Origin of the sequence: Bacillus siamensis, from assembly GCF_051628075.1 — a bacterium.
Taxonomy (GTDB): domain Bacteria; phylum Bacillota; class Bacilli; order Bacillales; family Bacillaceae; genus Bacillus; species Bacillus siamensis.
Genome location: NZ_CP155579.1, coordinates 2969296 through 2990791, shown reverse-complemented (window position 1 = coordinate 2990791; position 21496 = coordinate 2969296). Strand labels below are relative to the sequence as shown.

20 protein-coding genes are annotated in these 21496 nt (G+C 47.1%); 17 read left to right on the top strand and 3 right to left on the bottom strand.

What is annotated here, in order from left to right; genetic code table 11:
• Positions 1-45: 45 nt before the first annotated feature.
• Together ald and ABDB98_RS14710 are read right to left on the bottom strand one after the other, a co-directional pair.
• Complete coding sequence (gene ald / locus ABDB98_RS14715) at positions 46-1176, bottom strand: alanine dehydrogenase (protein ID WP_045925858.1); 1131 nt, start codon at positions 1174-1176, stop codon at positions 46-48.
• A gap of 103 nt (positions 1177-1279) precedes the next feature.
• On the bottom strand, positions 1280-2509 hold the full coding sequence (locus tag ABDB98_RS14710) for a PucR family transcriptional regulator (protein WP_438420508.1): 1230 nt from the start codon (positions 2507-2509) through the stop codon (positions 1280-1282).
• 315 nt (positions 2510-2824) lie between these two features.
• Between ABDB98_RS14710 and ABDB98_RS14705 the strand changes: the two genes are divergently transcribed.
• The 16 genes from ABDB98_RS14705 to ABDB98_RS14630 all read left to right on the top strand — a co-directional run bounded on the left by ABDB98_RS14705 (position 2825) and on the right by ABDB98_RS14630 (position 20529).
• The gene (locus tag ABDB98_RS14705) at positions 2825-3118 is read left to right on the top strand and encodes a WXG100 family type VII secretion target (RefSeq protein WP_003152013.1); all 294 of its coding nucleotides are present in this window, start codon (positions 2825-2827) and stop codon (positions 3116-3118) included.
• 74 nt (positions 3119-3192) lie between these two features.
• On the top strand, positions 3193-3432 hold the full coding sequence (locus ABDB98_RS14700; RefSeq protein ID WP_016938101.1) for an EsaB/YukD family protein: 240 nt from the start codon (positions 3193-3195) through the stop codon (positions 3430-3432).
• A gap of 14 nt (positions 3433-3446) precedes the next feature.
• Positions 3447-4730 carry a type VII secretion protein EssB gene (gene essB / locus ABDB98_RS14695; RefSeq protein ID WP_438420507.1) on the top strand — a complete coding sequence of 428 codons (1284 nt, stop codon included), beginning with the start codon at positions 3447-3449 and terminating at the stop codon, positions 4728-4730.
• A gap of 54 nt (positions 4731-4784) precedes the next feature.
• Complete coding sequence (gene essC / locus ABDB98_RS14690) at positions 4785-9260, top strand: type VII secretion protein EssC (protein WP_438420506.1); 4476 nt, start codon at positions 4785-4787, stop codon at positions 9258-9260.
• The gene (gene esaA, locus ABDB98_RS14685) at positions 9257-12397 is read left to right on the top strand and encodes a type VII secretion protein EsaA (RefSeq protein ID WP_438420505.1); all 3141 of its coding nucleotides are present in this window, start codon (positions 9257-9259) and stop codon (positions 12395-12397) included. The genes essC and esaA overlap by 4 nt, the downstream gene beginning before the upstream one ends.
• A 7-nt stretch (positions 12398-12404) precedes the next feature.
• Complete coding sequence (gene essA, locus ABDB98_RS14680) at positions 12405-12878, top strand: type VII secretion protein EssA (RefSeq protein ID WP_438422149.1); 474 nt, start codon at positions 12405-12407, stop codon at positions 12876-12878.
• Positions 12879-12938: 60 nt separating this feature from the next.
• Positions 12939-13670, top strand: coding sequence for a (S)-benzoin forming benzil reductase (locus ABDB98_RS14675; protein ID WP_438420504.1), 732 nt, complete (start codon positions 12939-12941; stop codon positions 13668-13670).
• Between the two features lie 165 nt (positions 13671-13835).
• Complete coding sequence (locus tag ABDB98_RS14670) at positions 13836-14366, top strand: HD domain-containing protein (protein ID WP_007613450.1); 531 nt, start codon at positions 13836-13838, stop codon at positions 14364-14366.
• A gap of 138 nt (positions 14367-14504) precedes the next feature.
• Positions 14505-14741: a DUF2642 domain-containing protein gene (locus tag ABDB98_RS14665; RefSeq protein ID WP_016938107.1), complete on the top strand. Its 237-nt coding sequence runs from the start codon at positions 14505-14507 to the stop codon at positions 14739-14741.
• Positions 14742-14878: 137 nt separating this feature from the next.
• Positions 14879-15985 carry an AI-2E family transporter gene (locus tag ABDB98_RS14660; RefSeq protein WP_438420503.1) on the top strand — a complete coding sequence of 369 codons (1107 nt, stop codon included), beginning with the start codon at positions 14879-14881 and terminating at the stop codon, positions 15983-15985.
• A 61-nt stretch (positions 15986-16046) separates the two neighbouring features.
• A complete protein-coding gene (locus tag ABDB98_RS14655) occupies positions 16047-16268 on the top strand; it encodes a spore germination protein (RefSeq protein WP_016938109.1) in 222 nt (73 codons plus the stop codon).
• 71 nt (positions 16269-16339) lie between these two features.
• Complete coding sequence (locus ABDB98_RS14650) at positions 16340-16588, top strand: YueH family protein (RefSeq protein ID WP_049627269.1); 249 nt, start codon at positions 16340-16342, stop codon at positions 16586-16588.
• 65 nt (positions 16589-16653) lie between these two features.
• Positions 16654-17052 carry a YueI family protein gene (locus tag ABDB98_RS14645; RefSeq protein ID WP_438420502.1) on the top strand — a complete coding sequence of 133 codons (399 nt, stop codon included), beginning with the start codon at positions 16654-16656 and terminating at the stop codon, positions 17050-17052.
• Between the two features lie 88 nt (positions 17053-17140).
• Positions 17141-17692 (top strand): cysteine hydrolase family protein, encoded by a 552-nt coding sequence (locus ABDB98_RS14640; RefSeq protein WP_016938111.1) that lies wholly within the window; start codon positions 17141-17143, stop codon positions 17690-17692.
• Between the two features lie 17 nt (positions 17693-17709).
• Positions 17710-19176, top strand: coding sequence for a nicotinate phosphoribosyltransferase (locus ABDB98_RS14635; RefSeq protein ID WP_095241408.1), 1467 nt, complete (start codon positions 17710-17712; stop codon positions 19174-19176).
• 129 nt (positions 19177-19305) lie between these two features.
• The gene (locus ABDB98_RS14630) at positions 19306-20529 is read left to right on the top strand and encodes an EAL and HDOD domain-containing protein (protein ID WP_438420500.1); all 1224 of its coding nucleotides are present in this window, start codon (positions 19306-19308) and stop codon (positions 20527-20529) included.
• A 4-nt stretch (positions 20530-20533) separates the two neighbouring features.
• Here the strand turns inward: ABDB98_RS14630 and ABDB98_RS14625 are convergent, their stop codons facing one another.
• Complete coding sequence (locus ABDB98_RS14625; protein ID WP_438420499.1) at positions 20534-20875, bottom strand: hypothetical protein; 342 nt, start codon at positions 20873-20875, stop codon at positions 20534-20536.
• A 464-nt stretch (positions 20876-21339) separates the two neighbouring features.
• Here ABDB98_RS14625 and degQ point away from each other — a divergent pair, with 464 nt between their 5' ends.
• Positions 21340-21480: a degradation enzyme regulation protein DegQ gene (gene degQ, locus ABDB98_RS14620; protein ID WP_013353398.1), complete on the top strand. Its 141-nt coding sequence runs from the start codon at positions 21340-21342 to the stop codon at positions 21478-21480.
• Positions 21481-21496 lie beyond the last annotated feature (16 nt).

Genomic DNA, 21496 nt, shown 5'->3' with positions numbered 1-21496 from the left:
AGAAAAAAGGACAGCCCGCTGATCAGGCTGTCCTCTTCATATCTATTAAGCTTTTGCAGCTGAACCTTGCATCGCTTTTTCAGCAGGCACGTAGTCATAGCCTAAGTCTTTGGCTACCGCTTCATACGTGACATGTCCGTTAGCCGTATTCAGCCCCGCTTTAAGCGCCGGGCTCTCGGCAATGGCTTTTGCCGCGCCTTTATTGGCGATTTCAAGCGCGTAAGGAACGGTCACATTCGTTAAAGCGAGCGTAGATGTACGCGGTACGGCGCCCGGCATATTGGCGACAGCGTAATGAACGACGCCGTGTTTTTCGTAAGTCGGATTATCGTGTGTTGTAATATGATCAACGGTTTCCACAATGCCGCCCTGATCAATGGCGACATCAACAATGACGGAACCCGGTTTCATCTGTTTGACCATTTCTTCGGTAACGAGAGTCGGCGCTTTGGCTCCCGGGATGAGTACGGCGCAGATCAGAAGGTCCGCTTCCGCGACAGAGTCTGCAATATTTACAGGGTTTGAGATCAGTGTTTTAATCTGATGCCCGAAAATATCATCAAGCTGACGCAGGCGGTCTGCGTTTAAATCGATCATCGTCACATCGGCACCGAGTCCGACAGCCATTTTCGCGGCATTTGTCCCGACGCCGCCCCCTCCGATGATCGTGACTTTCCCGCGGGATACACCCGGTACGCCGGCTAATAAAATTCCTTTTCCCCCCTTTGGTTTTTCAAGGAACTGAGCACCGATCTGAGCGGCCATTCTTCCGGCCACTTCAGACATCGGCGTAAGCAGCGGAAGTGAACGTCCGTCCGTTACCGTTTCGTACGCAATAGCTGTCACGCCTTTTTCTGTAAGCGCTTTAGCTAATTCCGGCTCTGCGGCTAAATGAAGGTAAGTGAATAAGATCAGGCCCTGACGGAAATACGCATACTCCTCAGCCAGCGGTTCTTTTACCTTCATGACCATTTCCGCATCCCATACTTGCTTTCGGTCTTCCAGAATTTCCGCGCCTGCAGATACATAATCTTCATTAGTAAAACCGCTTCCGAGTCCCGCTCCGGATTCCACAAGAACCCGATGGCCGTTTCCGATAAGCTGTGAAACGCCTCCAGGTGTTAATGCCACTCGATTTTCATTGTTTTTGATTTCTTTTGGAACCCCGATAATCATGTCTGTTTCCCCCAATGTTTGTGTGATGCTTCAAGTGTAGCGCGATTTTTGCGAAAATTCTTTGTTTGAAACAGAAAATAAAAAAACACGGATTTGTGAAATTTCACGAACCCATGCTGCGAAGCTTGATATCAAGGTAAATCGTAAACTTTTCATTCACGTTTTTTAAGTCGATTTCTGCGATCTGGCTGATTCTCTTCAGCCTGTAATTCAATGTATTGACATGAATGTTAAGCGCTTGAGCGGCAGTGTTGACGTTGCTGTCGGCATCAATGAAATGTTCGAGCGTTTTTACCATATCGGCCTGATGCTCTCTGTCATACTGCTCAAGCTTTGACAGGGAATAGTTCATATAGCCGCTGTGCTTACGTTTTTCATCCAGCACATCAAGGTACTGATAAATGCCGAGTTCAGAAAAGCTGAAAAGGTGTTTGGTTTCTCTCACAAACCGTTCTTTCGCTTTTAACACGGAGAGCGCTTCCTGGTAGGAGCGGTAAACGTAAGAAATTGATTCGTAAATACCGCCGATAGCAATCGACGCATCCTCAATTTTATATCGTTCTTTCAGCTGTTTTTGAACATGGAGGGCGAATTGCTTTAAATCTTTAAAAGGCTGATCGGTTTTCGGCGCGGTTAATAGGATTAATTCATTTGAATCGACAGTCGCCAGCATGACATGAATCTGCTGTGTCGTTTCCTGCAAATATTGCAGCTGCTGTTCCGTCTTTTCAGTCAGCTCCTCATGCAAACGGATGATCATGACGCTGAACACGGACGGCAGCGCCATTCCGAGCTTATGAAATCCTTCGGCCATTTCGGCTTCCTGATAAATATGGCCGGTCAGCATTTTCCAAAAAAACTCCTGGCCCCGCTCTTCGATTTTCGTTTTGCGGATCTGCAGGTGCAAAAGCTTGTTCCGCACCGCTTTGGCTGCCAGCTGAAGCGTCTTCAGATCCTCGTCATTGAGCTTTTTTTGGATTTCAAGCGCCCAAATAAATCCGAGAACCTGACTGTTTTTCCAGATGGAAATCGCCACACGGTTGCTCAGGCCTACCTCGTCAATTTCTTTCACTTTGATCGGCTGGTCCGTTTTTAAAAGGGCCGGAATGGTTCCGTCTTTCCACAGTTTATTGATGACTTTTTCAGGCACCCTCCGCCCGATAATCGTTGACGTCCGGGCCGGATCTGTACAATCGCTGTGCGTGCTGTATGCAAGCAGTTTATGATTAACGTCTTCTATTGTAATGGGGCATTGAAGGACCTCGCTGATATGGTCGGCTACATCTTCAAGCCTGTCGAAACTGTACTTAAATGGATCTTTTGGATTGGTCATCTGTATCCCTACTTTTTCATAGCTTCATATCTTGATCTTACCATCTTGTTTTTCAGACTGAAAGGCATCTTTGAACGGAAATGAAATAGGAAAATAGGATCATTTGAAGAAATGGAAAAGAATAAGATAATCATACTATTATCTTTACAAAATGTGTAAATATGACGAAAAATCCAATATATCATAAGACTCATTTTGTAAAATTAAAACAGATTTGTTTGACTGTGCCGAATTGTTGTTTTTATAATAATGACGTTCAAAAAATAAGTGAATTAGCCCATATTTAGGCTGATGACACAGGAGGGTATAAGGAATATGTCTGGATTAATTCGTGTCACACCCGAAGAGCTAAGAGCGATGGCTAAGCAATATGGCGTTGAAAGTCAGGAAGTCATGAATCAGGTTGACCGCCTGAACCGCATGATTTCTGATTTGAAAGGTATGTGGGAAGGTGCTTCAAGTGAAGCATTCGCGGATCAATATGAGCAGCTGAAACCTTCATTTATTAAAATGTCTGAATTGCTTCAAGATGTGAATCATCAGCTCGATCAAACGGCAAATACGCTTGAGTCTACTGACCAAGATATCGCTAACCAAATTCGCGGATAATAAGATGAATGAAGAACGGAGCGCCTGATTCAATCAAGAAGACGGCGCTCTTTCTATGTAAGGGTGATATGAATATGTATATCGATATTACAATAGATTTAACACATTATAACGGCAGCGTCTTCGATCTCAGATTGTCAGATTACCATTCTGTGAAAAAAGTCATTGATATTGCCCGGCAGGCTCAGCAAGTATCCGTTCCGCCGCGTGAAGGCTATTGGATCAGAGTGGTCAATAAAGAAACGGTTTTTTCCGGAGAGCAAAAATTATCTGACTGCGGCATTACGAACGGAGACCGCCTTGAAATTTTATGAGAGGACATGGTGGAATGACAGGTCATAACAGATCTTATTTAGAAACAGAACTGGACGCCGTCCGGGAAGAAACCGAATCAGGCTTCACGTTCACTTTCCAGCGGGAAAAAGTCAAGCTTCTTGACGGGCTGGAAGCAAACGTGATTAAAGAGGCTGATCCTTTTTTTCAAAAAGAGGTTTCAGTCTCAGAAGACGAAGTAACCATAACGATCAGCCCCCCTTCTTCTTACCAGGCTTTCCGCTATATAAAAGGAAAAGATAAGAAAAGCAGGTGGCAATTTGCCTACCGTCTCGTTCAAGCCGTGAAACAGCATAAGCTGAAACGGCTCAATCTGATTGCCGCCCCGGAAAATATCGTGTTTGATAAAGCGCTGACACCTTACTTTCTTCATTACGGCGTAAAGGAGAGCCTCCCGCCTTATGAAGAAGACAGAGAAAGGGTGTTAAAAGAGCTCAAAGCATGTGCGGCGCTTGCGGCTGACGGGGCTTTCACCTTCGAAGAATATTTGAAGTACAAGGAGACGCTTCAATTCTCTTCCGAGGTAAAAAGCGTGTTAGAAGCGGAAACGTTTGAAGAACTGGAAGAAACCATTCTAAACGTAATTGATTCCCTCGAAGCAAGGGACAAGACATACATAAAACTGCCGAAAAAGAAATGGAAAATCCAAAGATACGCCGGACTGGCGCTAGCCGTCCTCCTTGTGCCGGCACTTCTGTATTCCTTGTACGCACTGTTTTTCGCCCAGCCGAAGCAAGAGGCAATCACCGAAAGCAACCGCTATTTTTTAAATCAGCAGTACAGCAAAGTCATTGACACACTCGCCAAATACGATGCGGAAAGCCTTCCTGAATCGGTTCAATACGAGCTTGCTTCTTCTTATGTGGCAGTTGAAAATCTGAGGGAAGAACAGCGGAAAAACATCGGAAATCTGGTCACCCTGCAATCAGATCCGAAGCACTTCCTTTATTGGATAGATATCGGGCGAGGGGAAAATGAAGAAGCCATCAATATCGGCCGCAATCTTGAGTACAACCCGTATATCTGGCTGGGGCTTACAAAATATAAGCAGCAATTATTGGCGGATGACAGTATGAAAGACGACGAAAAGCAGAAAGAACTGGACGCTGTGGAAAGCGAGCTGGAGAAGGCGAAAAAAGAGCAGGAAGAGCAAAACAAAGAAGCGGACGAAAACACCGCTGAAGCTTCCGCAGGACAGGATAAAGACGGCAAAAAGGACGAAGCAAAGGATAACAAAGAGAGCGACAAGAAAGATGAGAAAAAAGATGAAAAAAAATAACCGCGTATATCAACAGGCCGCAGGTAACGATCAGGCAGTCAGGAGGTTCGCCATATGAGTCTGTTATGGGTCTTTTACCGGGAGCACGTACAAAAGATTCAGCTGTCTGAACTCCCGCCGTCTCAGCCGATTACGATCGGCCCGGAAATAAAGGATACGATCACGTTCGGCACACTGCCGTTACAGCAACCTGCCGCAGCCCTTTATCGTAAGGAAACAGATCGTTACGAAGTTTTCCTGGGAAATAACTGTGCCGGCGAATTGACAATAGGAAATGAAATGTCCTGCCGGATTGAAGAAGAGACGCTGCGGCTTCTTCTCACTCCTGATCAGGAAGAATCCTCCGTTTACTTTATCGGCGGGAAGGACGAGATCGTTTTCTCATCAGAAACAGAGGAAGCGGATATATACAAAGAGCCGTCGTCCGCTCAAACAGGCGATTTTTATCTGCGAAAAGCGGGAGGAAGCTGGTCTGTTGTTCCTGGCGGCCGGGAAATTTATCTGAACGGAGAGCTTACAAAAGCTCCTGAAAAGCTTCGGACGGGAGATGAGCTGCTGTGGAATTTTCTGCGTGTGAGGCTGACCGAGGACGACCTTTTAGAAGTCATTCATCACGAACCGTTTCAAAGCGGCTTAATCAAAACGATAAAGCCAAGCACCGAAATGAAAAAGAAATACCCGCAATATCGAAGAACGCCGCGGATGGTCTACGATCTTCCCGAAGACCGCGTGTCATTCAGTTTCCCTTCGCAGGAAAGCGAACAGAATAACCGGGGGCTGTGGCTCGTCATTCTGCCTCCCGTGGTCATGCTGATTGTAATGGGGGTTGTCGCCATTATACAGCCGAGGGGCATTTTCATCCTCGTCTCTTTGGCGATGTTTATGATGACGCTCATTACGTCCACCGTGCAGTATTTCCGAGAAAAAACGCAGCGGAAAAAACGGGAGGAAAAGCGGGAGCGTGTGTACAAGCAGTATTTGGAAAACAAACGGAAAGAGCTTCAGACGCTTTCGGAAAAGCAATTGCAAGTGCTGACGCATCACTTTCCCCCGTTTGAAAAAATGAAATATTTAACCTCTGAAATCAGCGGCCGCATTTGGGAGAAATCGCTGGAAAGCAGAGATTTCCTGATGCTCCGGCTCGGAACGGGCACGGTTCCGGCAAGCTACGAGATTTCGATGAGCGGCGGAGACCTGGCGAACCGGGATGTCGATGATTTGATGGAGCAGTCGCAGCACATGCAGCGTGTATATAAAGATATCCGCCATGCGCCCGTGACCGTTGATTTACAAGAAGGGCCGATGGGGCTCGTCGGGAAACCCCAGATCGTCAAAAATGAAATTCATCAGCTGATCGGCCAGCTCGCTTTCTTCAACAGCTACCATGACCTGCGGTTTGTCTTTATCTTTCATGAAGAGGAATATAAGGATTGGGAATGGATGAAGTGGCTGCCGCAATTTCAGCTGCCTCATATGTATGCGAAAGGGTTTATATACAATGAACAGACGCGCGATCAATTGTTATCGTCCATTTATGAGCTGCTGCGGGAGCGGGATTTGGAAGACGAGAAAGAAAAAAAGATCTTCCAGCCGCATTTTGTTTTTGTCATCACAAATCAGCAGCTGATTGCAGAGCACGTTATTTTAGAATATATCGAAGGCCGGCATGAGCATCTCGGCATCTCGGCGATCATCGCCGCGGAAACGAAGGAAAGCCTGGCAGAAAACATTCACACCCTCGTCCGCTACATTAATGAGGATGAGGGCGACATTCTCATTCAGAAGAAAAAAGCGGTGCAGATCCCGTTTAAGCTGGACAGGCATGAACGGACAGACAACGAGCGGTTTTCCCGGACGCTTCGGACATTGCACCATCAGGTCGGGATGACGAATTCCATTCCTGAAACGGTCTCATTTTTGGAACTGTTTCATGCGAAGGAAGTAAAAGAAATCGGCATCAGGCAGAAGTGGGAGACAAGTGAGTCTGCTAAATCGCTGGCTGTTCCGATCGGCTACAAGGGAAAAGACGATATCGTGTATTTAAACCTGCATGAAAAAGCCCACGGGCCGCACGGATTGCTGGCGGGAACGACCGGCTCCGGGAAAAGTGAGTTTCTGCAAACTTATATTCTGTCATTGGCCGTTCATTTCCACCCGCATGAAGCGGCGTTTTTGCTGATTGACTATAAGGGCGGAGGAATGGCGCAGCCGTTCCGCAAGATGCCGCACCTTCTCGGAACCATCACGAACATCGAAGGAAGCAGAAACTTCAGTATCAGGGCGCTTGCTTCCATCAAAAGCGAGCTGAAAAAACGGCAGCGGCTGTTTGATCAATACCGCGTCAATCACATCAATGACTATACAAAACTGTATAAACAGGGAGAAACGGATATTCCGATGCCGCACCTGTTTTTGATTTCAGATGAATTCGCCGAGCTCAAAAGCGAAGAGCCTGACTTTATCAGGGAGCTTGTCAGCGCGGCGCGCATCGGGCGGAGCCTCGGTGTGCATTTAATCCTCGCCACGCAAAAGCCGGGCGGCATCATTGACGACCAGATATGGAGCAACTCACGCTTTAAGGTCGCGCTGAAAGTGCAGGATGCAAGCGACAGTAAAGAAATCCTGAAAAACAGTGATGCAGCGAATATTACCGTCACCGGACGCGGCTATTTGCAAGTCGGAAATAATGAAGTGTATGAGCAGTTCCAGTCTGCCTGGAGCGGCGCCCCTTACATGGAAGATGTATACGGCACCGAGGATGACATTGCCATTGTTACCGATACCGGCCTAATTCCGCTGTCTGAGGTCGACGCGGATGATGCGGCGAAAAAAGACGCCCCGGCAGAAATAGAGGCCGTAGTCGAAGAAATCGAGCGGATTCAAAAAGAAATGGGCATTGAAAAGCTGCCGAGCCCTTGGCTGCCGCCGCTTGCCGAACGTATTCCGCGCACGCTTTATCCTGCGGAGGAAAAAGACCGCTTCTTCATTGCCTGCGTGGATGAGCCTGATCAGCAAAGACAGGCGCCTCTCGCTTATACGATGATGGATGACGGCAACATCGGTATTTTCGGCTCATCAGGCTACGGCAAGTCAGTTTCTGCCATCACGTTCCTGATGAACTTCGCGGAAGGGTACACGCCACAAGAGCTTCACATGTATATCTTTGATTTCGGCAACGGAACGCTTCTGCCATTGGCAAAGCTTCCGCACACCGCAGATTATTTCTTAATGGATCAAATGAGAAAAATTGAAAAATTCATGATCCGCATCAAGGAAGAAATCGAGCGGCGGAAACGGCTGTTCAGAGAAAAAGAAGTCAGCCATATTAAAATGTACAATTCGCTCAGTGAAGAAGAGCTGCCGTTTATATTTATCACAATTGATAATTTCGATATCGTCAAAGACGAAATGCATGAATTGGAAACGGAATTCATCCAGATTTCACGCGACGGGCAAAGCTTAGGCATTTACTTCCTGCTGACCGCCACGAGGGTAAACGCCGTCCGCCAGTCGCTGTTAAACAACTTAAAAACGAAAGTCGTTCATTATTTAATGGATCAGTCAGAAGGATACTCCATTTACGGGCGTCCGCCGTTCAGTCTCGAACCGATTCCGGGCCGCGTCATGATCCAAAAAGAAGAACTGCATTTCGCGCAAATGTTTCTTCCGGCAGAAGCGGAAAATGACCTCGAGATGTTCCAAGCGCTGAAAGACGATGTCAAAGCTTTAGCTGTTCGCCATGCCGGAACGGCCGGTCCAAAACCGATTCCGATGCTCCCGGACATGCTGACGGCCGGGGAATTTTCGCTCCGTCTCGAACCGGGTCAGGAACCGTTCCGAATTCCTGTCGGGCTGCATGAGGAAAAGGTCAGCCCCGTGTACTTTGATCTGGGTAAATATAAACATTGCCTCATTTTAGGACAGACACAGCGGGGAAAAACAAACATCCTGAAAGTCATGCTGAATCACCTGCTGCGTGAAGGAACGGAACAGATCGGACTATTTGACTCAATTGACCGCGGACTGTCGCAATATGCGCAGGAAACAAAGGTCAGTTATCTGGACACAAAAGAAGACATACAGCAGTGGATCGAATCGGCTGAAGCCATATTCACGGAGCGTGAAGCCCAGTATGCACAGGCCGTTAAAAATGGTGATGTGCACAAACTCAGTTTCTCTCCGATCGTGTTAATGGCCGACGGCATTACAAGATTCCAGCAGACAATCGACACCGCTATTCAGGACAAGCTGGCGATGTTTATGAAATCTTACGCGCATGTCGGATTCAGTTTTATCCCGGCGGGCAATCACAGCGAATTCTCAAAAGGCTATGATTCCTTAACGACGGAAATGAAACAGATCCGCCACGCGATGCTGCTTGTGAAAAAATCCGAACAAAACGTTATTCCGCTGCCTTACCAAAGGCAGGAACCGGATATTCAGCCGGGCTTCGGCTATTTGGTTGAAAACGGGAAGGAGCAAAAAATCCAAATACCTCTATGTTCAGCGGAAAGGGAGGCCGTCAGATGACAGAACAACGAAAAAGTCTGATCAAATTAATAGCCGCGGTCGTTATCATTCTGGTGCTGCCGGTGCTGTTTTTCCGATTTATCGGCGATGACCCGGGAAAACAAAAAATCAATGCCACCCGCCAAATCGCAGTCGTGAATGAAGACATGGGCTTACAAACAGATGAAAATGAGGGGCAGGAATCCGTCCATTTCGGAAAAGAAGTGGCGGCGGCTCTCGGCGGCCGTCCGGATTATTCCTGGACGGTTGTCAACAGGAGCGCGGCTGAAAACGGTCTGGCGGCTAAGAAGTATGACGCCGTCGTTTACATTCCATCCGATTTTTCAAAAGACATTTTAAGCTATGACAAAGAGCGTCCGCAAAAAGCCACGCTGACATTCAATATTCAAAGCAGCCTGAACGCCGTCAACAAAGAAAAAGTGCAGCGTGAGCTTGAAGACGCCCAAAAATCAATGAATAAAAAAATGTCGGCATTGTATTGGAATTTCGTCTCACAAAAAGTGAACAATGTCAGGGGCGATTTTGACAAGATCGTCAATAAAGAATCAGAATTTCAAAACGTCATGTACAACTTTTACAAGCCGAGCTCCAATGACTTGGCGGGTGAAATCAAACGGCAAAAAGACCTGATTGACGAACTGAAAAAATCAATGAATGAAGCACAAGGCGCGGCAAAAGAAAAATTGACTTCGGCAGATGAAGCCAAAAACACGCTCAAAGACTTTGCCGATACGGTTGAGCGCTATAAACAATATCAGGAAAATCAGAAAAAACTGCTGATGGCCGCGCAGGAACAAAATCAAAAGCAAATCACAACCGGCCTGAACGCCATTAAAGCACAGCAGGCCGCCAATCAGTTCAGCGCCATGATGAGCGGGCTGTCTTCAGGCATAAACCAGGCGCAGACACAGCTCGACCAGACAGGAGCGGCTCTGTTTGCCGCCCAGCAGGTGAGAGAAGCACAGGTGCCTGATCAGGAACGCGGGATGGCAAATATTCAATCCAATTTACTGGACAATTATTTGACTCAATATAAAGCTCAAGCAAGATTTGAAACACTGAACAGCATCCAAACCCTGATGAAAAGGGACCGGCAGGCATTAACCGTTCCGGAAAATGATCCGGGGGATGACGGCTCAGATGAACCGAAAGAAGAAGAAAAACCGGAAGAAGAAAAACCGGAAGAAGAAAAACCCGGCGATCTGAAAATTGACCTTGACGATCAGCGTGATGAATTAAAACGCATCTCCGCTGAAATCAATCAAATTTCAGACGGGCTAAAAGAACCGGAAAAAGAAAATCCTGATCCTGAAAAACCGGGCCAAGGCGATGACGGTGAAAAACCCGGAGGTACCGATCCGAATAACGGAACGGCTCCCGGAGAAGACGGAAAAACGGAAGACGGCACAAAAGATCAGCAGCCTGATTCCGATAACACAGGCGGCGAAGAGCCAAAAACCGTCCAAACCGCATCGGCCGCTAAAAACGTCACTCCGCCTGCTGTTGAACCGGCGGACGATCCAAACGATTCTGAAGGAGACGGCGGCACGGGAGTTTCTGACGCGAAACAAAGGCTGAACCAAGCCGCAGAGCGCATTCAGCAAATTGAAAAAGAGCTGGAAGAGAAACAGCAGACTCATAATGAAGAACTGAAAAAACGTCTCGATGCTCTTGATGAAGAAATCCAAGGCCTTAAAGACCGAATTGAAGACGCGAACAAACGAGCGGACAAATTACGTGAGCAGCTGGAAGAATCAAAAGAAAAGAGAAAACAAGACTTCAATACCGTTTACAGAATGATTGTAAAAACAGAACAGAACATTCTGAACTATCCGTCATTGGATAGCGGCCGCAAATCTGCTCTTGAACAGATGTTTGCCGCTGACATCAATACAAAAGAGATATCCGATTTAATGAGTTACTATAATGATTTATCTTTGTATGAGGCAACACTCTATCACTCTCTTGACGCAGGCCCGCTGCCTGATGTGAAAAACAGGGTGCTGAAAGCCCAGCAAGGCGAAGTCCAAACCGTTCTCGCCATCAAACCGGAAGAAACGGCAAGCTGGGAAAATCTGAAAAACAACAAAATGCAGACAGATGAAGACATCAGCAATTTCATTAAAGGCATGACCGAATTCTCGGATAACTACAGCTCGTATATCAGAGATGAACAAGCCGGAGTGCTCAATGAGCTCGCCAGCATTTCAGACAGCGCGGCGAAAGCATCCGATCAGCTGGCTGAAGGCGCTGTACAGGAAGCGGCCGCATTCAGCGGAGACGGATTAACCGGAACGATGGCGCTCGGCGCTCAGGATACCGTCGGCCGCGAAGTGCTGCAAATGTCTGACACGATGGGCCATCTGTCAGAACGTCAGTCCGGCATCATCAGCTATACCGATAATATGCAGCAAAGCGTAAATGACGTCCAGCATAAAGCGGACACCCTGAACAGCAACTGGGGCAAAAACGTCGATTCCACGAAATTGATCAGAAATGACGTGTACGGCATTTTAGGGAACGCGCTCGTTGACGGACAGGAAAACGGATATGTTTATGATTATCTCGCCAATCCGCTTAAAATCAGCGGAGAGGTGCCGGAAGACCGGGCTCAGAATGTTCCGCCGGTTGTCATTTTGGTAATCGTTCTGATCAGCAGTCTTCTGATCGGCTATTTCAGCTCGTATTATCAGCAGGCGCCGTTTCTTGTCAAAGGCGCGCTATTTGGGATTTTAAACATAATGGTCGGACTGATGATCAGTCTGTTCGGTCTGAATATCTACTCACTTCCGGACGATCAGACGATTAAATGGTCAGTCTTTACGATTCTCCTGCTTGCGGCAAGTTCAGCTTTCATCCGGGCAGCCTTTGTCTTTGGCTCAATCACCGGGTGGATCGCTTCATCAGCGCTCATTCTCTTTTATGTGGCGCCTTTGATCGACCTGATTATGCCGAACTTCAGCTTTGACAGCCCGGTATCGAAAGTGTATATCGATATTCAATACGGAACGGGCCATCTGTTTGCGATGGGGATAACGGTTCTTGCGATCATTACGCTGATTGCGGCGGCGCTTCCGCTCATCATTCGGCTGCTTGCGGAAAAAACGGAGGAAAGTGATCAGTCTTATGAGGCGTAACACAATCGTGGAAAAAGGCGTTTTGCTGCTTGCTCTCTCCTTTTTCCTTTTCCTCCCACAAGCCGCAGCCGCGAATGAGGACAATACTGATGTCAAGCCGAATGAATATGAAAAGAAAGACATTGAAATTCGCACGGATTATCTTCATGATGATGCCTATTCCGAGGAAAAAACGGCGCTTCCGAAAGAGCAGAAGGACATCACGTTCGATCAGCCGGCAGAAAACCCGGATGAAAAACTGATATCAAATTTGTTTTCATCATCAGAAACGGAGCCGAATACGATCAAAGCGCAATCGAAAAAACTGGGTATCACATTTGCCGAGCCTGCGGTGCGGCATACCTCAGCAGACATGGAAACGGATGAGAAAAAGACTTCCTTTCTGCTGCCTGTCATTTATGCCGTCTTGATCCTCCTCGGCATCGCCGCAATGATCTATCTGATTCCGAAGGTGACGGCGCAGGATAAGGCAAAGCGGTAAACGGATCGCTTGTGTTTGCGGGAAGACAGCCCGTAAAATAAGAAAAAAAGGAGGAGTTTCATGCAGTTTTTTCTTATAACAGGCGCGTCAAAAGGATTGGGACGGGCGCTGACGGAACAGGCGCTGCAAGAAGGAGCCGAAGTCGCCGCGCTTTCAAGAACGATAAGCGGGGAAAAGCGTGAGGGACTGACAGAATACAGTGTTGATTTAACCGATCTGGCAGATACAGAGCGGCAGATGAAGGCGATTCTTGATCAAGCTGAGAAGAAGCGGTATTCCGCCGTCACACTGATCAATAATGCCGGAATGGTGGAACCGATCAAGCGGGCGAAAGAGGCTTCCGCGGAAGAATTGAACCGCCACTATACCCTTAATCTGACGGCGCCCGTTTTGCTCAGCCAAATGTTCACAAAGCGTTTCGAAGCGTTCAGCGGCAGCAAAACAATTGTCAACATCACATCTGGCGCGGCGAAAAATCCCTATAAAGGATGGAGCGCGTATTGCAGCTCCAAAGCGGGGCTTGATATGTTTACGAGAACATTCGGATTCGAACAGGAAGATGAAGAGCTGCCGGTCCGCATGATATCATTCTCGCCGGGAGTGATGGATACAGACATGCAGGCCGTCATCCGTTCTTCGTCAAAAGAAGATTTTTATGACATCGAGCGGTTCCGCAATCTGAAAGAAACGAAAAATCTCAGAAGCCCGGAATACATCGCCGGCGTCATTCACTCACTGATCGCGGGCGAGCCGGAAAACGGACGGATATACGATATTAAAGAGTTTTTGTAGAGCAGCTTTCACGCTGCTCTTTTTTTGTTTGTACAATCACTTCGGCGCCCGGCGGCATATCATGAATGAAACACCAAGTAAGGGGTATAAGAAATGTATCAGATGAATTGAGTTTCTTCTCGATTTATGTTAGGATTCTAAAAATATAATTAAGGAGGGGTTTCCATGAGAAATGTAACGTTAATGGATGTCTTCACCCATCCAATCGCACAAAAGTATTTACAGCGCTCCGGTGTCGCCCATGCGATTGCCTGCGCGTTTCATGCATACCGTCTTGCCGTAAAAGCGGGTGTCAGCCCCGATCTTGCGGCGAAAGCGGCTTTACTGCATGATGTCGGCCATTACGAATGGTACACAGACGGCAAATGGGATTATGAAAAGTACAGAAGAAACGATATCCATGCCATAAAAGGCGCGGAACGGGCGCATAAGCTGCTCATCCGGCTCGGTGAAGAACCGAAAGCGGCGAAAGACATTGCGCTGGCGATTCTGCTTCACACCGATTCCTATCTACCTGAAGGCGAACTGGACAAGAATACGCTCCAGCAAATCGTGAAACAAGCGGACGAACTCGATGAAGAACCTGGCGGACATCATCATTACCGCCAAATGGATCACACGGCCGCGCTCAAACAAATCCAAAAGCTTGATCAGTTAATTGACCAAGCCCAATATCCCATAAGAAGCTCAGTCTAGGCCACTCATGCGGCCTTTTCCGCTTTACATAACCCCGCAATCTCACTAACACCTTTTCCGCTCCGATAGACGTACTGTGTCAAAGCCTTTGTCCGCTGCATATGATGAAGGAAAACATAGTAAAGGGGATCAGCGAAAATGGCCCATCAAGGAAGCCCGCAACTCGTCTCGTTAGTAGATCCTTACGTTTATCAGACCATCCATAAGCTTATCGGCTCAAGGTTTATCATTCAAACCGTCAGACGGATTGTCAGGGGACGGCTGATTGATGCCGCTCCGGATCATATCGCCATTGAAGAAACCCATGACCGCGTATTATATATCAGGAACCGCCATGTGGTTTCTGTCATGCCTGATTATACCGAACGGGTGTAACAGCCCGTATAAGGCGCAGACCGGAGGCGGCCCTTACAGAACCCCGGTGCGTCTTCTTTTTTGAGATACATAGATGCACGGCGGCTTTTTTTGGTACAATCACAGTACAAGTTCACATGACAATAGGAGGAAACCGCTTGTTGAAATCAAAGGTCCATTTTTGGACGCTGCAAATTTTGCTCGTTTTGCTCATTATTTACGTATCAACGAAAGTCTCGTTTATTTTTCAGCCGTTTTTCGGTTTCATCACCACTCTGTTTTTCCCGATTTTGATCTCGGGCATTTTGTTTTTCATTTTTAATCCGATCGTCGGCCTGCTTGAGAAAAAAATCCCCCGGACATTGGCGATCCTGCTCATTTATCTCGTTTTCATCGGCCTGATCGCCTTTATGTTCACCGCCATCGGACCGATCGTGGCTTCTCAGGTCACGGGGCTGATTAACAATTTCCCTGATTACATTAATCAGATTCAAAGCTTGATTACACAATTATCCCATTCCAAATGGTTCACGTGGATGATGACGCAGGATTATGTGTCGATAGAAAAAATCCGGCAGTCTCTGACGGGATTTTTACAAAGCCTTCCGCAAAATATTACCGCAAGCCTGTCGGCCGTGTTCGGCGTCGTTACGAATATTACGCTTGTCGTGATCACCGTTCCGTTCATTCTGTTTTATATGCTGAAGGACGGCCGGCGTTTTCCGCTTTTGGCGGTTAAAATTCTGCCTTCTTCCTACCGGGCGGAGGGCCGGAAAATATTTAACGACTTATACGTCACATTGGCCGCATATTTCCAAGGCCAGCTGCTGATTTGTCTCTTTGTCGGAACGGCATGCTTTATCGGATATTGGATCATCGGCCTGCCGTATGCGTTAATTCTCGGGATGGTGATCGCCGTCACCAATATCATTCCGTACCTGGGACCGTTTCTCGGGGCGGCGCCGGCGGTCATTATCGCATTTATGGATTCTCCGGCTAAGGCGCTGTTTGCCGTGATTGTTGTCGTTGTCGTCCAGCAGCTTGACGGAAACCTGCTTTCTCCGCTTGTTATCGGGAAACGGCTCAATACCCACCCGCTCACCATTATTCTTCTGCTTATCGGAGCGGGCAGTTTCGGAGGCATTCTCGCAATGATTCTGGCCGTGCCGGTTTACGCGGTCTTAAAAGCCTTCGTCTTAAATATCGTCCGGCTTATCAAACTTCGTCAGCGATCGAAGCACGAAGACAGCCGCAAGCCGAAATAAAAACGGGCACAACTCCAGACGCAGTGCATAAAATGCTGTAAAGAAAAGCGGAGGTGTGGGTATGCCTGCAATTGTGGGACCGATTTATATTATGAGCTTAGCCGGAGACGCTGCGGCGAGCTTCGGTGACGTGTTCGCCATTTCTCCCAAAGCTGTTGACCACTCAGGCGCGGGGTCAGGGGCGTTTCATTCCGGAGATTTTGTCAAAGTCACTAATAAATTCAGCAAAACGCGCTTTGAAGATATTGATCTGTTTGACGAACCTGATTGGTTTAATGCGTGACAGCCTCCTTTAGGAGGCTGTCGCTTTTTTGTAGTATAATAGAATCAGTCTTTTATAAAAGGGGAATTTTTATGAAAATCAGAAAAGCGAATATTACCGTTCAGTCCGGAATGATCGGCGACGTGTATCTGCATGAAAATAAAAAAGAACAGCATACCCTCGTAGCCGTTCCCGAACTTGAGTGGAGCACGATCATTTCCTATGAGGAAGAGAAAAAGGCGCTGGCGCAGCGGCTTTTACAATCATTCAGCAAGCTGATGGATGAAGAGCCCGCCGGAGAGCTCGCGGGCAAGATCTCCCATTGGGTCGCTGAAATGTAACGAAGACGGTTTACCGCGTCCCGTCCGGGGCGATAATTGTAAAACAAGCTGAGGAGGGAAGGCCGATGAGCGACAAAACGGTTGACCTTTATTTACAGCAGGGTATGTACGGCCCTCTGCAGACGAAACCGGATGAACGGCATTTATTTTTAGGCTCGCTGCGTGAACGGGTCATCATTGCCCTGACGAAGGGGCAGGTGCTGCAAAAGAAGCCGTATGAAGAAGTGAAACAGGCGCTGAAAAAACGAAAAGACGCGGTGCTCTATATAAACGGAAGGCTCCCGTATCATGCTTATTCACCCTATATGAAGCTTGCCGCACTGGAAGGGGTCCGAAGCTCCGTGATCTCGGATCTTCAATACGAAACGCCGCTCGGCCTGGTATTTGCCGCCGATCATGCCGTGAACCTTGACGGCATTTACGTTCAGGATGACATTTTCAAGCGCTCACTCCTGAAATCTTAGTAGAGCAAGTGTCATTTTATATTGCCAATTCACTTACAGGTGGAGATAGGATATAATGGTTTTCATATGAATGGCGGGGAGGCCGGCTATGAAAAAAGCATTTATTTGCATAGATTATACGAATGATTTTGCAGCAGAGAACGGAGCCTTAACCTGCGGAGAACCCGCAAGGCAAATTGAGGATAAGATTGTCAGTTTGACGCAAGCATTTATAGAAAATGGTGATTACGTTGTCTTTGCGGTAGATTCACATGATGCAGACGATGACTTTCATCCGGAAACACGCCTGTTTCCTCCGCATAATATCAACGGCACGGAGGGCAAAGAGCTGTACGGAAAGCTCTCGCCTCTTTATGAGAAACATAAACACGCAAAAAACGTAAGCTACATGGAAAAATCGAGATATTCTGCTTTTGCTGGAACGGATTTAGAGCTGAAACTGCGGGAACGGCAGATCACTGAACTGCATCTTGCGGGCCTGTGCACCGACATCTGCGTTCTTCACACGGCGGTTGACGCCTACAACAAGGGCTTTCAGATCGTCATTCATCAAAACGCTGTGGCAAGCTTTAATCCGGAAGGGCATGAATGGGCGCTGTCCCATTTTAAGAACAGCATCGGAGCGCAAGTGGCAGAGTAAGGAAGGGGAAAACAATTTTGGTGGAGCATGGTTTTAAAGACGACAGTTTGTCTTTACATACAGATCTTTATCAAATTAATATGGCCGAAACGTACTGGAGAGACGGCATTCATGAGAAAAAAGCGATTTTTGAGCTTTTTTTCAGAAAGCTTCCTTTTGAAAACGGCTATGCGGTATTTGCGGGCTTAGAAAAAGCAATCGAATACTTGGAGAACTTCAAGTTTACTGACAGCGATCTGAACTATTTAAAAACGGAATTGCACTATGCTGATGATTTCATTGATTATTTGCGGGATCTGTCATTTACCGGATCTCTTTACAGCATGAAAGAAGGAGAGCTCGTCTTTAACAACGAACCGATTATGCGGGTCGAAGCGCCCCTCATTGAAGCGCAGCTGATTGAGACGGCTCTGCTTAACATTGTGAATTACCAAACATTAATCGCCACGAAAGCGGCCCGCATTAAAGGCGTAGTCGGTGATGAAGACGCCCTTGAATTCGGAACGCGGCGCGCCCATGAAATGGATGCGGCTATGTGGGGAGCGAGAGCGGCTCTGATCGGCGGCTTCAGCGCGACGAGTAATGTAAGAGCCGGCAAGCGTTTTAATATACCGGTATCCGGCACGCACGCTCATGCACTCGTGCAAGCGTACCGCGATGAGTACACGGCTTTTAAGAAATATGCGGAGACGCACAGAGACTGCGTGTTCCTCGTCGATACGTACGATACGATCCGTTCAGGCATGCCGAATGCGATTAAAGTCGCGAAAGAATTCGGCGACCGGATCAACTTCATCGGCATCCGCTTAGACAGCGGGGACTTGGCGTACCTGTCAAAAAAAGCGCGAGAAATGCTTGATGAAGCGGGTTTCAAAGACGCGAAGGTCATTGCTTCAAGCGACCTTGATGAGCACACGATATTAAATCTGAAATCGCAGGGAGCGAAAATCGATACATGGGGAGTCGGCACAAAGCTGATTACCGCATACGATCAGCCGGCCCTCGGCGCGGTTTACAAGCTTGTCGCCATTGAAGAGGACGGCAAACTGACCGACACCATCAAGATTTCGTCAAACCCTGAAAAAGTGACAACGCCGGGAAGAAAGAAAGTATACCGGATTATCAACAAGCTGAACCACCACTCGGAAGGGGATTATATCGCTCTTTATGACGAGCGGGTAAATGACCAGAAACGGTTAAAAATGTTCCATCCCGTTCACACGTTCGTCAGCAAATTCGTCACTGATTTCTATGCGAAAGATCTGCATGAGCCGATTTTTGAAAACGGCGTTTTATGCTATGATAATCCCGAAATTACCGACATCCAGCAATACGTGCAGGATAACCTCAAACTTCTGTGGGAGGAATACAAACGGATCAGCAAGCCGGAAGAATATCCGGTTGATTTAAGCGAAGACTGCTGGAGCAACAAGATGCAGCGGATTCATGAGATCAAAAGCAAGCTGAAACGGGAGCTTGAATAGAAGACAAAGCAGCCTTTCCTTTCTCTGGAAAGGCTTTTTGTTTGCGATAATATTTTTCACATTTAGACAAATTTCGTCAAATTATTTGATATACTTATGTTCGAAGGCCGCATCTAAGGGGGTAAATGAATGAAGGTGTTTGTTGCGAGACAGCCTATCTTCAACAGGAATGAACAGGTTGTTGCTTATGAACTTCTTTACCGGGAGAGCGAAGAGAACCGTTATTCGGCCGCAGACGGAGATAAAGCTACGACTGATCTCATTATTAACAGCTTTATCAACATCGGAATCGAAAAGCTGACTGAGGGAAAACGCTGCTTTGTGAATTTTACAGAAAGCCTGATGTTTTCAGATCTCCCTACCTCCTTTGATCCTGACCAGCTCATTATCGAAATTCTTGAGGACATACCGATCACTCCGGCTCTGATCTCAAGATGCAGACAGCTGAAGAAATTAGGATATACATTAGCACTTGATGATTTTTACGCCATCAATCCGGCAAATGAAGAATTATTGGAACAGCTGATGAAATATATTGATATTTTAAAAATCGACTTTTTGCAATCCTCGCGTCTGGAACGCAAAAAAATCATTCAGACGTACAGCTGCAAAAGCCTGATTTATTTAGCGGAAAAAGTGGAGACAAGAAAAGATTACAAACAGGCGGCCATAGACGGCTTTCACCTGTTTCAAGGATATTTTTTCAGTGAACCGCGTGTCATCAGCGGGAATGATCTGACGTTTCATTTTCATTCTTACTACCAGCTTTTAAACGAATTAAACCAAGACCAGCCCAATATAGAGCGCGTGACGGAATACATAGAACGGGACGTTACATTATCGTATCAGATTCTGCGTTTTTTAAACGGATCGCAGACAAGGCTGAAAAAAAAGATAGACAGCATACAGCAGGCCATCATGATGCTTGGGCTGAATGAGATTAAGCGCTTGATTTACATCCTTTCATTCAGAGATTTAACGGCGAAAAGCCACTCAAGCCAAAAAGAAATCATTAAGATTTCCTTAATCAGGGCCAAGCTGTGCGAACTGCTTGCGAAAAGAACCGGAAGACTGCAGCCCGCTTCCTACATGCTGATCGGCATGTTTTCACTTATCGATACGCTTCTCCACAGGGAGCTGGAGGATATCGTCAAAGAACTGCCTTTAATTGATGAAGTCGGACAGGCGCTGCTCGGTTATGAAAACGATTATTATAAGATGCTCGGGCTCGTCAAAGCCATTGAATGCAACAACTGGGACTGTGACGAATGGGGAAAAGAACTGGACAAAGAAGCAGCGTATGAATGTTACTTGCAGGCAATCGAATGGTGCCGGCAGCTTATCGTGGATTGATGCTTTAAGCTGACCACCTGAGGGCGATGATGAACCGGCTTTGCTCCCTGATCAGACTGACGCGGATGCCGTCGGGATTAAATGTCACGTCAAAGTCATTTTTGATGCCGGTCTGCTTAATGAGCCGCTTGACCGCTGCGGCGTCAGATGATTCCGCTGCGGTGAGGATGCGGCGCGCAAGCTCTTTTGACGCCGACAGCCGCGCAAGAAGCAGACGGGCATCCTCCAGCATGCCCGCAGCGTCTTTTGCGGACGCTGTCAAAATATTTGCGGAAGCCTGGGGGCTAGGCGCAGGATGGCGGTACGGAGCGGCGAAAACAGGGCAGCATAGATACACATAATGCATGCGGCGGCCTCCTTCTGAAATAACATTCGTTATATATGAGTATAGGTCGCGTGATAACGAGTTATGACATGCAAAAAGACCACAATGCGGGGGTTGCGGTCTTTTCGGTGTTTGTCGGTGGATATGCGACGCTGTTCGCCCATTCTGTTTTGAAATTGCAACGACGGGGACTATAGTCCTTGTCGGTTTGTCGGAAAACCGTTAAAAAAACAGCAGAACCACAAAATTGATCTGCTTCATCCCAAACGTCTGCCTTTATCGTAGTTATATAGTCCTGTTCGCTAAACGCTCTGTTCGGGACTATAGGATTATCGAGGTTTGCGGTGTCACGCAGATACTTTTACACATACTTTTCGGTGAAAAATCCCGCAAAAACGTTTACACTATTAGTAACAGATCAAATACCTAGGACTCGTTCACCATACACAATTCATTGATCTTTCAAAAAAAGGAGTGTGGAAACGGTGGAAAAGAAATTAGAAGAAGTAAAGCAATTATTATTCCGACTTGAAAATGATATCAGAGAAACAACCGACTCTTTACGAAACATTAACAAAAGCATTGATCAGCTCGATAAATTCTCATATGCAATGAAAATTTCTTAAAAAGACTTGGAAACAA